Raw genomic sequence first — 14,331 nt, forward strand, 5'->3', positions numbered from 1 at the left:
CGGTGCACAAGCTCGCCTTCTTCGTCCCCGCCAGCCACGTCGAGGTGGTCAAGGCCGCCGTGTTCGCCGCCGGAGGCGGGCGTATCGGTGACTACGATCACTGTGCCTGGCAGACACTTGGCCAGGGTCAGTTCCGCCCGTTGGATGGCAGCCAGCCATTCCTCGGGCAGGTGGGCCAGGTCGAGGTGGTGGAGGAGTGGAAGGTGGAGCTGGTGGTGGCCGATGAGCGGGTTCGCCAGGTGGTCGCCGCATTGAAACAGAGCCACCCTTATGAAACGCCGGCGTATGAGGTCTGGCCTTTGCTGGACATCTGAGTGCGCTGAAATTTTGCTGCTGCACATCGACAAGCCCCGGCAGTCTTCTGCCGGGGCTTGTCGTTTCTACAGGTTTTAACTGAACAGCCCTTTCAGACGTTCCCAGGCGCTTTCATCCACCGCTGGCGCCTCATGATCGTGGTTGAGCGCTTCGAAGACAGCAGGGTCGCTGGATTTCTGAATTTCCTTGGGGTGCTCGCTTGCCCGTTTGCTGACCAGTTCGTCCTGCCATTCGCTGTCGTTGGGGTGGGTAAAGTAGCTGCGCGCTATCTTGATCGGATCGCGCAACCGCCCCCCCTCCCAGTATTTGAACATGGCGAAACCGACTTCGCGCACTGCAACCCGGGCCATCAGGGTGGCCAGGGTATGCAGCGGATGCACGTCATGGTCCTTGGCAAGCTGGGAGTGGGTCGGATTGGTCGAGCCGGTGAGCATGGGATTGCCCATTCTGTACGTCTGGATATCGTCGACCGAGTTGCCGATCAGGTTGAGGATGGCCCGGTAGCCAACCTTGGGCAGGTCGGTTGCAAGGCGCAGCGGTGAGCCCGTGATCCAGGAAATGCGCCTCGCCATATTGAACCCTGGCAGGTCCGCCAACGTGTCGCGAACTTCGAGTGCGTTGTTCAGGTATTCCTGCCACTGCGGATCGGGGTGGTCCTGAAGCAGGATCAACAGCGCCAGTTCAGTGTCCGAGCGCTGCCCTGGCGTGATGTTCTCGAAGTCGCCGGAGGGGGCGAAGAGTGCATTGGCCATCGGCTCGGCCAGGCTGGCTATCACATCGCTGCCGGCGAACATGCCGGTGACGATGGGCCAGCCGTGCTTGCAGTCGGTTTGGGCGGTCCAGGTCAGTACCGTGTTGTGACCCTGCTTGTGCAGGCTCAATTCGGCGTAGTTGGAGTGGGCGAAGTAATCTTCCAGCACGTGCAGTGCTGCACCGAATTCGCGCAGGCCCTCAGGGGTCGGGCCCGCCGCCATTGCCTCGCGCAGTCGTTCGCACATGTAATCGACCGAACTGAAGATGTGGCGTTTCATGGACGTATCCGGATCGACCTGCAACCGCGGATCGTCCTGTGCGACAGGCGGCTCGAAGTCTGCATCGATGGTGCTTGGGTCAGTCGCTGACGGGTTGGGGTTGTAGGGATTGTCGATGTGCTCGGTAGGACGATACACCCCGAGCATCTGCGGTGTGACCACGTAGTGCGCGCGCTCTTGCGGCGTGGATTGCAGGCTGGGAAATGCCTTGAGCGCCAGCAGGTCTACGAGTTGGGTCAGGACTTTCCGGGAGAGCTTGCGCGGGAACTCTTTGGGCGCGTCCTCGGCGCGGACCAGCTTGGGATCGAGCAACTGCGAGTAGTCGCGCAACCAGTTGCCGAAATAGATCGCCTTGCGTTGCTGCTCATTGAACCCGGCGTACTTGAGGTCTTCCTCGATCGACTCATGCCCCCAGGACATTTCAGGGTTTTTCTTGTCGCCCTTGCCCGCAGAAAAGCCCTCGGTGCTGCCTTCATTGGTGTTGGCGCGTTGCGCATGTTCATCCTGGCTCTGGCGGATGAACAGACGCATGGCCTGGTCATCGGCTCGCAGGGTGATGGTTCGGCCTGCTTCGGTCAGTTGGGCGATCTGCAGCTCACCGCTTGGGCCTGACTCCATGCAGCCGATCAGGTAGGCGAAGCGCGCACCTTCCTCGAGCTCTGCATCCTCGGCCACCGAGGCAAAGCCATCGTCCAGGCCTTTCGCGAAGTCTTGGCGCAGAAGGTTGTCCAGGTGATGACCGAACTCGTGCAGCAGGATGGTCGCCAGTTCACAGGCCGCCTGTGGCTGCAGCAGCGCGGTAGCGATCACCTCGGGGTGCAGGTGGATGATACGCGTGGCATTGTCGTAGCAGGCTTTGCCTGCCACCTGTGGGTTCACCTGGTGTAAAGGGTTGCTCAGCGTGCCGTCGCGTAGTGCGTCCTGCAGCTGCTGATAGCAACTGTCTGGCACGTCGTCACCGAACACAGGGATGAGCATTTCGCGGAAGGCCTGTGCTGAGAGTGGCCGGCTGATTTCGGTGAGTCGATCAAGAGCGAAGCGGGTGTGCAGGCTTAGTGGGATCATGCTGGGGACTCATCAATTGACGGAGTCCCCAGCATGTGAGCCGCGTGGTGCGAGAGGGAGCAGGCAACGCCTCCCGCTGTAGGCGCTACGAAAGGCGGGTGCGCGTCTGAAGGGCCCCGCAGGCCAGCAGGCCGATCTCGAACAGCAACCACATCGGGATGGCGAGCATGGTCTGGGAGAACACGTCAGGAGGCGTGAGGATCATACCGGCCACGAAACAGCCGACGATCACGTAGGGCCGGCTACGGCGCAAGCTGGCGACATCGGTCAGGCCTGCCCAGACCACGATGAAGGTTGCCACCGGAATTTCGAATGCCAGGCCGAACGCCAGGAACAGGGCGAGAATGAAGTCCAGGTACTGGCTGATGTCGGTCATCATTGCCACGCCTTCGGGGGTCACGCTGGCGAAGAAGCCGAACATCATCGGAAACACCAGGAAGAACGCGAACGCCATGCCGCCGTAGAACAGCAGGATGCTCGACACCAGCAGCGGCAGGGCTATGCGTTTCTCCCGCCGATACAGCCCCGGCGCGATGAAGCCCCAAGCCTGATGCAGCAGCACTGGCATGCTGATGAACAGCGCGCACATGGCCGTCAGCTTGAAGGGCGTGAGAAACGGCGAGGTGACGCTGGTTGCGATCATGCTCGCGCCCTCGGGCAGGAAGCGGCGCAGCGGCTCGGAGACCAGGGTGTAGAGGGTCTGGGCGAAGGGGAACAACACAGCGAACGCCAGGGCGATGGCCAGCAGGCAACGCACCAGCCGCTTGCGCGCGTCACGCAGGTGTTCGGTCAGCGGCATTGCCGACCTTCCGTGGACAGCGAAGCTCATGATGTACGTTCCCTGGCGGGTGCTTCATCGAGGCTGACACCCTGGCGGATGTCCTGCTCCAGTTTGCGCAGCGCCGCATCGTCCAGGGCTGGCATGTCGATTTCCCGCTCGACCTGGGCGCGCAGCATGTTCATGGCCCGCCGCGCCTGCCCAAGACCGCGCCCGACGGTGCGCATCGCCACCGGCAGGCGCTCGGGCCCCAGGACCAGCAGAGCGACGACGCCAACCAGTAGCAGTTCGCTGAAACCGATCTCGAACATCAGCCTTGGCGATCCGTTGGCTGCTGCTGTTGAACCTGTGCGTTGGGTGATGCGCTGCTGTTGTCGTCACCGCCCATCGACTTGCGAAAACCCTGGATCGCTTCGCCGACATCGCTGCCCAGGCCTTTGAGGCGCTTGGTGCCGAACAGCAGGAAAACGATCAGCAGCACGATCACCAGTTGCCAGATGCCTATACCGCCCATGTGCGAGAACTCCTGTAAGGTCATGAAAAGGAAGGCCAATCCTGCCTGCTTCAGATGACGCCAACGTGACTGTCGGGAAACGTTGCCATGTGCTTGCAACACGCACCGTGTTGACTGGCGCCTCCACGGATGACGAGGCGCGGTGCAATGGGTGGTGGGCGACAACAGGGTGCAGCGTTGCTGATGGTGATGGTGGCGCTGGCGATGCTTGCGGCGGGCCTGGCCTGGCTGGTGGAGGAGGGGCGTCGGCAGGTCGATGAAACGCGCTTGCTGCGCCAGCGCGTGCAGGTGCGGGCGATGGAGCAGGCTGGCCTTGCCTATGCCAGCCAGGCCCTGCGCGATCCGACCTGGCGCGCCAGCCCCCTGTTCTGGCAGGCCCTGCGCGGCCAGGCGCTGGAGTATGACTTTGGTGCAGGCAAGGCGCGCCTGCAGGTGCGCGACCAGCACACCTGCTTCAACGTCAATGCCTTGCTGGGGGAAGACGCCGAGCGTGCCGAGCGCCAGTTGCGTCGATTGCTCGGCGACGACATGGCTGCCGAGCGATTGGTCGACGCCCTGGCCGATTGGCTGGACGCTGACAGCGACACCCGCCTGCAAGGTGCCGAGAGCGGCCAGTACCTGCGCCAGCAGCCACCACGTCTGGCAGCCAACCAGGCGATGCTCGACCCGAGCGAGTTGAACCTGCTGCTGGAACCCGATGCCGGGCGCCAGGGGCGCTATCCGATGCTGTGCGCATTGCCGCAGACCAGCGGTTGGCGGCTCAATGCCAATGCCTTGAACCTGGAGCACCTGCCGTTGCTGGAGGCACTCTACGAGGGGCATTTTTCCCGCTCGCTGCTCAGCCGGATCATCACCAATCGGCCGGCGTCGGGTTATGTCGATGCGGGAGGGTTACGCCAGGCACTGGGCGCTTTGGATGACGAGAACTTTGCTCGGTTGAGCGAGGGATTGTTACTCAACAGCGGGTTCTTCCTGTTGCAGCTTTCGTTCGAGGAAGACGGGCGAGTGGTGCGCAGCCAGTTTCAGGTCGAGGCGTTGGGGGTGGTGCAGTGGCATGCGCGGGTGCCGGCGCAACAGGTTCGGATTCGCGGGCGCGAGCCAGTGTTCTAGCGTTCAAGCGCCGAAGCCAGATGGGGCCGCAAGGCGGCCCCGGCGATGGTGAGCTGGGCAGGCAATCCGCGGGCTTTGAGCACCGCGGACGACAGGCTCCGGATCAGGCCGTTCCGATCTCACCGCCATCATTGCGCTGAATCACCACGGTAGACGCCCGTGGCCGCACTCGGCTCCCCGCAGGTGTCACATCCGTCGCCTTGTCGGTATAGGGCCAGTTGCCCGGGTGCTGGATGTTGATGAACAGCGTCTTGTTGTCCGGCGTGAAGCTGATCCCCGTCACCTCGCAGCCGTTAGGGCCGACGAAGAAGCGCCGCAGGTCCACCTGGTTCTGCGCGTTGACCGGAATCTGCTTGCCGGTGGCATCGACCAGGTCGGTCGGGATCACCGCCAGCAACTGGTCATTGGTGTAGCTGGTCAAGGTGGTCTCACCGTTGTCGGTCTCGAACCACAGCACCCCGCGGCTATCGAAGCTCATCCCGTCGGGGCTGGCGAACTGGTTCAGTTCGGTCAGGCCCGAGCGGTTGATATCCGGTGCACCGGCCGCGTTGGCGCCGAACACGAAGATATCCCAGGTGAAGCTCTTGTGATCGTCGCTGTCGTGCCAACGGATGATGTGGCCGTGACGGTTCGGGCCGCGCGGGTTGGCCGCATCCACCTTGGCGGCGGTACGCGCGCTGTTGTTGGTCAGCGTCAGGTAGACATCGCCGTTGAGCGGGTTGACGGCGGTCCACTCAGGGCGGTCCATCGGCGTGGCGCCGACCGCGTCAGCCGCACCGCGGGTGTTGAGGATGATGCCCGGCAGGTCGCCGTACAGTGCACCCAGCGTGCTGCCGGCGGTGGTGGGGGTGGCAACGTCCAGCAGCAGCCACACACCCTTGCCGTCGGCATTGAAGCGGGCCACGTAGAGCTTGCCCTTGTCCATGTATTTGGCACCGGTGGCCAGGCGGTCGGCCGGGGTGGCGTCGGGCGGATCCCAGACGGCGTCGGAGACGAACTTGTACAGGTACTCGTTGTTCGAGTCGTCGCCGGTGTACCACACCAGCGGCTTGCCAGCGACCGCCAGGCCCGGGCAGCAGCCCTCGTGGCGGAAGCGACCAAGGGCGGTGCGTTTCACCGCCAGGGTGGCGCTGTTGTACGGGTCGATCTCGACGATGTAGCCATAAGTGCTGGCTTCGTTGCGGTAGTCGTCGGTGGCGCTGGCGCCGGTCGGGGTCACGTTGAAGCGGGTGAACTCACCGTTGACCTCGCTGGCATCACCGGCAACCGTCTCCCACTTGTACTGGCCGCTGCTGGCACTGACGCCGATGCGCACCTGGTCTGCCGGGCGCACGCCCTTGTTGACGAAGATGCCAGGCCAGTTTTCTTCGCACGTCAGGTACGTGCCCCACGGCGTATAGCCGTTACCGCAGTTGTTGTTGGTGCCGCGTGCCTGGGTGCCGGTCGGCGAGAACTTGGTCTTGACGTGATCGGTGCCGCGCAGGGGCCCGGCGATGTCCATCAGCGAAGCGGTGGTGAAGCGGCGGTTGAGCGGGTCGTTCTGCATTACCTGCCAGCGGCCGTTGACCTTGCTCAGGCGCACCACGCCGGCGCCGTGGGCGTTGATCTCCTTGCGCACTTCCTCGACCGGGCGCTTGCCAGTGCCATCGGTGGTCGGGCCGTTCGGGTGCAGCGCGTCGGCTTCGATGTATTCGAAGTTGATCGCCAGCAAACCATCGTCGGAGCTGCCGTTGATGGGGAAGAAGTGCATGCCGTCATGGTTCATGCCCATCGCGTTGGCCTGGTCGGTCGAGGTATTGCTGCCGTCGGACTTCCACGGATTGCCGTTGCTGTTCAGCGGCGTGCCCCACGGCGCGATCACGTAGGCGCTGTAACCGGCGGCAATGACGCAAGCGTCGGTGCGCGAGCCGGCGATGGACTGGAAGCCCAGCTTGAGCTTGGCTGGCGGTTCGGTCACAGGCGGCTCGGTGACCGGATCATCGTGATGGGAGCTGCCGCCACCACCGTCGAAACAGGCGGTCAGGCCGGTGCCTGCGATCATCGCGATGGCCGCGCCGAGACTGCCGCGCATCACGGTACGACGGCTCAGGTAGGTGTCCATCACGCTGGCCATCGGCAGGTTGCCGCTCTGGTTCCGGTCCAGGTTATCGCCGGTTTCTCGACTCATCAGGGTGTCCTTGTAATGGCTGAGTAAGAGGAACCGCGACTGTAGGGGGCAAGTGTGATGATTGATTGGCAAAAATATTAACGGGGTTTTAAAACCTAGCGCTATTAGTAACAAGATTTGTCAGAACTTTGCCGCATCGGCTGTCGGATTTCTGCCATCAAACTGTCACGCAGCCACCCCAATATCCGGGGCCGAACGTGAACTCAGGTTAAGGATGGCAGGGTCGATGGCGAGCAGTGTGTGCAGACGCGAAGTGATTGGCTGGATGGGCGTCGGGGCCTTGGCACCTTTGTTGGGCGCCTGCTCCGCGATCCCCGGTCAGCGCGGCGGCGATGCCTCGCTCGAACTGCTCTATGTCGCCGACACCCTCGATGCCCGCGAGCCTGGCCTGCCAGTGGTGCCTGCTACGCGCCTGGGGCCGGTCAGCCATCTGGGGCGCGCTCCGTGGATGACCGGCAGCCATGCCAGTAGCGGCCATGCCGAGCTCGCGCCATTGCTCGATGCCGGCCAGGCCAGCCAGGCGCGCCTCGGCGGTTATGCCGTATTGGCCGCACTGATGGAGCAGATGCGCAACGAGGCCGGCGCCGAGCGCTGCCTGACCCTGGAGAACGGCCAGAACTGGAATGGCAGTGGCCTGGCCTACCTGACCCAAGGCGATAGCGGCGTGCAAGGCAGCCGCATGCTGGCCAGCGACGTGCGCGTGAGCAGTGATGAGCGCGTGCTGTGGCCACAACGCTGCGCCGCCCTCTATCGCCAGTCCCCTGCGATCACGCTCGGCGCTGGTCTTGGCGCTGAACAGGCCAAGGGCCTGGGCGTCGAGCCCCTGCGCGTGTTCGAGCGCGGCGGCGTGCGCATTGCGGTGGTCGGTGTGACTGACCCTTACGCCCAGGATCAGAAAGCCTCGCTCAAGCAGTGGTACCAATCATTGCTGCCAAGCTTCCAACAAGCCCGGCGCGAGGCCGATCTGGTGGTCGCCCTGGCGGATGTCGGCACTGGCCCCGGCCTGTGGCTTGCCGAGCGGATCGACGAAATCGATGTGCTGCTGTGTGCCCGTGGCCAGGATCTGTGGCCGACTCCGGTACCTGTCACGCAAGCGTCGGGGCGCCAGGTGCCGGTGCTGTTCGCCGGGTGTCGCGCCAGTGGCGTCTATCGCCTGCGTTGTCAGCAAACCGCAGGGCAGTGGCGATTCGAGGCGCGCTTCGTACCCGCTTTCGACGATCAACTTTCGCCCACTGCCCAGGCGCGTGCCAGCCAGTTACGCAGCACGCTGCGCCAGCAACGCGCCGGTCATGCCGCCTGGCTCGACCAGCCGCTGGCCCGTGCGCCGCAGCCCCTGTGGCGCCGCGACACCCGTGGCGGCAGCTGGGACCGTCTCCTGCACCAGGCCCTGGCCGACGACTCGAGCATGCCGGTGCTATTGCCGGGCCTGCGTTACGACCATCCGCTGCCAGCAGGCCAGGCGATCACCCGCGAGCACCTGATCAGCCTCACCGGCGGCTACCCGGCGCCGGTGGTCGAGGCGCCTGCGCGCCAGGTGGAACAGGTGCTGGAGAATGCCGCCGAGCAGTTGTTCGGCGACCCGCTGCTGCTCGACAACAGCCAGGACCTGCCGCGCTGGCAAGGCCATGCCTGGCAGGTCAGCTACAGCCCGATGGGCAAGCGCGTCGCCGGGTTGCCGACGGTGCAGGGCCTGTGCCGCACCTTCGGCCTGCACTTCGATGCCCAGGCCGGCGAGCCGCTGTGGCAGAAGGTCGAGGCCTGGCTGGCGCGCCAGGAACCGAACTGGCAACTGGCGCCGCTGCAACTGCCCCAGGTGCGCTATGTGCAGGGGCATCCGGGGTGGCATCCGCGCCAGGTGGCCTCGTGACCGCGCTGTCGCGCCTGCCCAACGTGCTGCTGCTGACCTTGGCCGGCTGGCTCGCTGCCCAGTGCATCCTGCAACTGAGTCGCCAGCCGCAACCGCTCAGCGTCCCGCGCGAACAGACACCCACCTTGCCAGGCCTGATGGCCGGTCACTGGCAGGCGCCACCCGAAGAGGGCGGCATTCCCCTGACGCGCCTGCCCCTGCAATACCTCGGCGGGCTCAAGGCCGAGCCGCTGTCCGCCACCGTGGTGGTGCTGCGCTTCGGCCAGCAGGTTCGCACCCTGGGCCGCGGCCAGCGCCTGGCGCCAGGGATCGTGCTGCAGGACATCGACGCCGATGGCCTGATTTTCGACAACCAGGGGCGGCGCGAGCGCCTGCCCTGGCCGCCACGGCCCGCCGTGACCGGCTTCAAGCGGCAAGGATGAGCAATGATCGCAAGATACGCTGTGGCCTGCGTGCTGAGCCTTGGCCTGTGCTTTGCGCAGGCGTGGGCCGAAGACCCTGAAGTCGACGAAGAGGGCGTGCCCCAATACGAGGTGAACTTCGTCGACACCGACATGGGCGAGTTCATCGACAGCGTCTCGCGCATCACCGGCACCACGTTCATCGTCGATCCGCGGGTCACCGGCAAGGTCACGGTACGCACCGTCGATCGCCATGACGCCGAAGCCATCTACGACATCTTCCTCGCCCAGTTGCGTGCCCAGGGCTTTGCCGCCGTCGACCTGCCCAACGGCAGCGTGAAGATCGTCCCCGACCAGGCCGCGCGCCTGGAGCCGGTGCCGGTGGAGAACGCCGGCAAGCAGAGCAAGGGCAGCGACGGCGTGGCGACCCGGGTATTCAATGTGCGCAACGCTGCCAGCGAACAGATGCTCGGCATCCTCAAGCCGCTGATCGACCCGCGTGTCGGGGTGATCACCCCATACCCTGCCGCCAACCTGCTGGTGGTCACCGACTGGCGGAGCAACCTGGAGCGTATCGACAAGCTGCTGCGCCAGCTCGACCAGGTCAGCGACGAGCCCTTGCAGGTGATGCCGCTCAAGCATGCCAGCGCCGCCGACACCGCGCCCCTGGTCACGCGGCTGCTGGCCCGCGAACAGGGCGCCGACAGTGCCCAGGTGGTGGCCGACCCGCGCAGCAATGCGCTGCTGGTGCGCGGCAGCGCCGACAGCCGCGAGCGCGTCCGTGCGCTGCTTGGCCAGCTCGACCGGCCCAGCGACAACCTGCACAGCAGCAACACCCAGGTGATCTACCTGCGTCACGCCAATGCTGCGGAAGTGGTCAAGGTGCTGCGCGGTCTCGGCCAGGAGGGCGGGGTGCCCGATGCGCCCGCAGGCGAAGGCAAGGAGGTGCCGGTACGCACGGCCAGCGATTCGGGCGTGCGCCTGGAGTATGAAGAAGGCGCCAACGCGGTGGTCATGGTTGGCCCTGACAGCGAGCTTGCGGCCTATCGCAACATCGTCGAGCAACTCGATATCCGCCGCGCGCAGGTGGTGGTCGAGGCGATCATCGCCGAGGTGTCCGACAGCAGCGCCCAGGAGCTCGGCGTGCAGTGGCTGTTCGCCGACGAGAAGTTCGGCGCCGGCATCGTCAACTTCGGCAGCAACGGCGTGAACATCGCCAATATTGCTGGCGCTGCCGCCAGCGGCGACAACAAGGAACTGGGCAAACTGCTCTCGGCCACCACCGGCGCCACCGCCGGCATCGGCCATTTCGGCGGCGGTTTCAACTTCGCCATGCTGATCAACGCGCTCAAGGGCAAGAGTGGTTTCAACCTGCTGTCGACCCCGACCCTGCTGACCCTGGACAACGCCGAGGCGTCGATCCTGGTCGGCCAGGAGGTGCCCTTCGTCACCGGCTCCGTGACCCAGAACAACGCCAACCCCTACCAGACCATCGAACGCAAGGAGGTGGGGGTGAAGCTGCGCATCAAGCCGCAGGTCAACAGCGACAACAGCGTACGCCTGGACATCGTCCAGGAAGTGTCCTCGATCGCCGATTCGCGCGCCGCCAGCGATGTGATCACCAACAAGCGCGAGATCAAGACCAAGGTCATGGTCGATGACAATGGCCTGGTGATTCTCGGTGGCCTGATCAGCGACGAATCCACCACCAGCAACCAGCGCGTGCCGTTGCTCGGCGACATCCCCGTGCTGGGTCGCTTGTTCCGCTCCGACAGCAACCGCAACGTGAAGCAGAACCTGATGGTATTCATCCGCCCGCGCATCATGCGCGACGGCCCGAGCCTTGCCGGGCTGAGCCAGGAAAAGTACCGCAGCCTGCAGCAGGACACCCCCTTGCAGATGCCGGAACTCGCCGAAGGTGGCGCCTTGCTCAAGGCGTTTCCAGCCAGTCGCGCGCGACTTGAAGGCGGTGACTGGTGATGCTCGGCTACCGCCTGGCGCGTCAGGCCGGCGTGGCCATGGCCCCGGACGAGCAGGGCTGGCAGCTATGGTTGCGCGAGGATGCCGACAGCGACCAGGTGCAGGAGCTGCTGCGCGTGCATGGCCAGCCACGGCGCCTGGAGCGCCTCGATCGCGCCGCTTTCGACGAGCGTCTTGGCCAGCTCTACCAGGCCGCCGACTCGGCCACCGCCGCGCTGATCGAAGGCATCGGCGAGCAGGTTGACCTCGACAGCCTGATGAGCGAAATGCCGCGCATCGAAGACCTGCTCGAAAGCGACGACGAAGCCCCGGTGATCCGCCTGATCAACGGCCTGTTTGGCCAGGCCCTGCGCCTGCGTGCCTCGGACATCCACATCGAAACCTTCGAGCAGAGCCTGGTGGTGCGCCTGCGCGTCGACGGGCATCTGCGCGAAGTGCTGCGCCCGCCGCGTGCGCTGTCGGCCATGCTGGTGTCGCGAATCAAAGTCATGGCGCGCCTGGACATCGCCGAGAAACGCCAGCCCCAGGACGGGCGCATCACCCTGCGCGCCGCCGGGCGTGAGGTGGACGTGCGGGTCTCGACGCTGCCCGGCATCCACGGCGAGCGCGTGGTGATGCGCGTGCTCGACAAGCAGGCCAGCCTGCTGGCGCTGGACAACCTCGGCATGCCGGCAGCGGCGCTGCAGGGCCTGCGCGCGTGCCTGGCGCGGCCCAACGGCATCGTGCTGTCCACCGGCCCCACCGGCTCCGGCAAGACCACCACGCTGTACGCCAGCCTCAACAGCCTCAACGACGGCAGCCGCAATATCCTCACCGTCGAAGACCCGGTGGAATACGCCATCGCCGGTATCGGCCAGACCGCGATCAACCCGCGGGCCGGGCTGACCTTCGCCACCGGCCTGCGCGCGATCCTGCGCCAGGACCCGGACGTGATCATGCTCGGTGAGATCCGCGACCAGGAGACTGCGCAGATCGCCGTGCAGGCCAGCTTGACCGGTCACCTGGTGCTCTCGACCCTGCACACCAACAGCGCTGTCGGCGCAGTGACGCGCCTGCGTGACATGGGCATCGAGCCCTTCCTGATCGCTTCCAGCCTGCGCGGGGTGCTGGCCCAGCGCCTGGTCCGGCGCCTGTGCAGTTGTGCCGAGCCGCGCCCGTTGCTCGCCGCCGAGCGGCGCCTGTGGCCGGAGCTGGCAGCGTTGCACGCCACCCACCACCCGGTGGGCTGCGACAGTTGCCAGGGCAGCGGTTATGTCGGGCGCCTGGGGTTGTATGAATTCATCGAGCTGGATACAGGATTGGTCGCCCTGCTTTACGAGGGCGCCAGCGAAGTGACGATGCAGGCGCACCTGGCCACGCGTCGGCAGAGCCTGGTGGCCATGGCCAGCGATTGCCTGGCCCGTGGCGAGACCAGCCTGGCCGAGGTGTTGCGCGTGGTGCAGGGCTGAATATGCCGACCTATCGCTACCAGGCCCTGGACCTGGCAGGTAAACCGCACAAGGCCAGCGTGCAGGCCGACAGCGAGCGCCATGCCCGCCAGTTGCTGCGTGAGCAGGGGCTGTTCGCGCGCAAGCTGCAACGCCACGAAGGCAGCCTGCGGCAACCGCGCCGTCAGCGCCTGAGCCGTGCCCAGCTGTGCGAGCTGACCCGCCAATTGGCCACGCTGACCGCGGCTGGCATCCCCTTGGTCGATGCCCTGGCCACGCTCGAACGGCAACTGCGCGCGCCTGCCTTGCAGGCCGTGCTGGTGTCGGTGCGCGGCGCGCTTGCCGAAGGCCTGGGGCTGGCCCGCAGCCTTGCCCGGCAAGGCGCGCCGTTCACCGGGCTGTACTGCGCACTGGTCGAAGCGGGCGAGCGCTCCGGGCGCCTGGCGCAGGTGTTGACGCGCCTGGCGGATCACCTGGAGCAGGTCCAGCGCCAACAGCACAAGGCGCGCACTGCGCTGATCTATCCCTGCGTGCTGATGGGTGTGTCGCTGGCGGTGGTGGTGGGGCTGATGACCTTCGTGGTGCCCAAGCTGACCGAGCAGTTCGCCCATTCCGGGCAGGCGCTGCCGCTGATCACCTCGCTGCTGATCGCCATCAGCCAGGGCCTGGCCAGTGCCGGCCCCTGGCTGTTGGGTGCAGCGATCCCGCTGACGCTGTTGAGCGGTTGGCTGTTGCGCAAGCCGCACTGGCGCCTGCGCCGCGACGACCTGCTGCTGCGCCTGCCGCGTATCGGCAGCCTGCTGCAAGTGCTGGAGAGCGCACGTCTGGCGCGCAGCCTGGCGATTCTCTGCGGCAGTGGCGTGGCCCTGCTCGAAGCCCTGCAGGTGGCCAGCGAAACGGTTGCCAACCAGCGTATCCGCCTGGCCCTGGAGCAGGTCCGCCTGCAGGTCCAGGGCGGCACCAGCCTGCATCGGGCGCTGGATGCCAGCGGCCAGTTTCCACCGCTGCTGGTGAACATGGTCGGCAGTGGCGAGGCCAGCGGCACCCTGGCCGACATGCTCGAGCGCGTGGCCGACGACCAGGAGCGCGGCTTCGCCCGCCAGGTCGACACCGCCATGGCGCTCTTCGAACCTCTGATGATCCTGGTGATGGGCGGCGTGGTGCTGTTCATCGTGCTGGCGGTGCTGTTGCCGATCATGCAGCTCAACCAGGGTCTGCAACTGTGAAAAGGAGTCTTTGCATGCAGTATCGCGCCAAGCGTCAGCGCGGCTTCACCCTCATGGAGATCATGGTGGTGATCTTCATCATCGGCCTGCTCATCGCGGTGGTCGCGCCCAGCGTGCTGGGCAACCAGGACAAGGCCATGCGCCAGAAAGTGATGGCTGACCTGGCCACCCTCGAGCAGGCACTGGATATGTACCGGCTCGACAACCTGCGCTTTCCCAGCAGCGAGCAAGGCCTCGCTGCATTGGTGAAGAAACCGGCCCAGGAGCCGGTGCCGCGTGCCTGGCGCAGCGATGGCTACATCCGTCGCCTGCCGGAAGACCCGTGGGGCACGCCGTACCAGTACCGCATGCCGGGCGAGCATGGTCGTGTCGATGTCTATTCGCTCGGCGCCGATGGCGTGGCCGGTGGCGAAGGGCTGGATGCCGACCTGGGCAACTGGGAGCTCTGAC

The 14,331-nt window shown here is 65.6% G+C and carries 13 protein-coding genes; 8 read left to right on the forward strand and 5 right to left on the reverse strand.

Annotated features, from left to right (window positions below; genetic code table 11):
- Positions 1-2 precede the first annotated feature (2 nt).
- Positions 3-314 (forward strand): NGG1p interacting factor NIF3, encoded by a 312-nt coding sequence (locus ACTYOL_RS05655; RefSeq protein WP_151925310.1) that lies wholly within the window; start codon positions 3-5, stop codon positions 312-314.
- Positions 315-389: 75 nt separating this feature from the next.
- Here the strand turns inward: ACTYOL_RS05655 and ACTYOL_RS05660 are convergent, their stop codons facing one another.
- The 4 genes from ACTYOL_RS05660 to tatA all read right to left on the reverse strand — a co-directional run bounded on the left by ACTYOL_RS05660 (position 390) and on the right by tatA (position 3,703).
- Complete coding sequence (locus ACTYOL_RS05660; RefSeq protein ID WP_444757648.1) at positions 390-2,411, reverse strand: HET-C-related protein; 2,022 nt, start codon at positions 2,409-2,411, stop codon at positions 390-392.
- A gap of 85 nt (positions 2,412-2,496) precedes the next feature.
- Positions 2,497-3,240 (reverse strand): twin-arginine translocase subunit TatC, encoded by a 744-nt coding sequence (tatC, locus tag ACTYOL_RS05665; RefSeq protein WP_153772633.1) that lies wholly within the window; start codon positions 3,238-3,240, stop codon positions 2,497-2,499.
- A complete protein-coding gene (gene tatB / locus ACTYOL_RS05670) occupies positions 3,237-3,500 on the reverse strand; it encodes a Sec-independent protein translocase protein TatB (RefSeq protein ID WP_197892229.1) in 264 nt (87 codons plus the stop codon). The genes tatC and tatB overlap by 4 nt, the downstream gene beginning before the upstream one ends.
- Positions 3,500-3,703 (reverse strand): twin-arginine translocase TatA/TatE family subunit, encoded by a 204-nt coding sequence (tatA, locus tag ACTYOL_RS05675; protein WP_054894695.1) that lies wholly within the window; start codon positions 3,701-3,703, stop codon positions 3,500-3,502. The genes tatB and tatA overlap by 1 nt, the downstream gene beginning before the upstream one ends.
- A gap of 147 nt (positions 3,704-3,850) precedes the next feature.
- Here tatA and gspK point away from each other — a divergent pair, with 147 nt between their 5' ends.
- Positions 3,851-4,813: a type II secretion system minor pseudopilin GspK gene (gspK, locus tag ACTYOL_RS05680; RefSeq protein WP_444757649.1), complete on the forward strand. Its 963-nt coding sequence runs from the start codon at positions 3,851-3,853 to the stop codon at positions 4,811-4,813.
- Positions 4,814-4,916: 103 nt separating this feature from the next.
- Here gspK and ACTYOL_RS05685 read toward each other — a convergent pair whose 3' ends face one another.
- Positions 4,917-6,980, reverse strand: a complete 2,064-nt coding sequence (locus ACTYOL_RS05685; protein WP_444757650.1) for a PhoX family protein — start codon at positions 6,978-6,980, stop codon at positions 4,917-4,919.
- A 226-nt stretch (positions 6,981-7,206) separates the two neighbouring features.
- Between ACTYOL_RS05685 and ACTYOL_RS05690 the strand changes: the two genes are divergently transcribed.
- From ACTYOL_RS05690 to gspG, 6 genes are read left to right on the forward strand one after another with little or no spacing between them, the layout of a single operon-like run.
- Positions 7,207-8,847, forward strand: a complete 1,641-nt coding sequence (locus ACTYOL_RS05690) for a lipoprotein UxpA (RefSeq protein WP_444757651.1) — start codon at positions 7,207-7,209, stop codon at positions 8,845-8,847.
- Positions 8,844-9,269 carry a pilus assembly protein PilZ gene (locus ACTYOL_RS05695; protein ID WP_197892234.1) on the forward strand — a complete coding sequence of 142 codons (426 nt, stop codon included), beginning with the start codon at positions 8,844-8,846 and terminating at the stop codon, positions 9,267-9,269. The genes ACTYOL_RS05690 and ACTYOL_RS05695 overlap by 4 nt, the downstream gene beginning before the upstream one ends.
- Positions 9,270-9,272: 3 nt before the next feature.
- Positions 9,273-11,228: a type II secretion system secretin GspD gene (gene gspD, locus ACTYOL_RS05700; RefSeq protein WP_444757652.1), complete on the forward strand. Its 1,956-nt coding sequence runs from the start codon at positions 9,273-9,275 to the stop codon at positions 11,226-11,228.
- Positions 11,228-12,676 carry a GspE/PulE family protein gene (locus ACTYOL_RS05705; protein WP_200603162.1) on the forward strand — a complete coding sequence of 483 codons (1,449 nt, stop codon included), beginning with the start codon at positions 11,228-11,230 and terminating at the stop codon, positions 12,674-12,676. Before gspD ends, ACTYOL_RS05705 begins: the two co-directional genes overlap by 1 nt.
- A gap of 2 nt (positions 12,677-12,678) precedes the next feature.
- Positions 12,679-13,881, forward strand: coding sequence for a type II secretion system inner membrane protein GspF (gspF, locus tag ACTYOL_RS05710; protein WP_200603163.1), 1,203 nt, complete (start codon positions 12,679-12,681; stop codon positions 13,879-13,881).
- A 14-nt stretch (positions 13,882-13,895) separates the two neighbouring features.
- Positions 13,896-14,330: a type II secretion system major pseudopilin GspG gene (gene gspG / locus ACTYOL_RS05715; RefSeq protein WP_125930627.1), complete on the forward strand. Its 435-nt coding sequence runs from the start codon at positions 13,896-13,898 to the stop codon at positions 14,328-14,330.
- The last annotated feature ends 1 nt before the right edge of the window (position 14,331 follow it).

Origin of the sequence: Pseudomonas sp. A014 (assembly GCF_052378495.1) — a bacterium.
Taxonomy (GTDB): domain Bacteria; phylum Pseudomonadota; class Gammaproteobacteria; order Pseudomonadales; family Pseudomonadaceae; genus Aquipseudomonas; species Aquipseudomonas machongensis.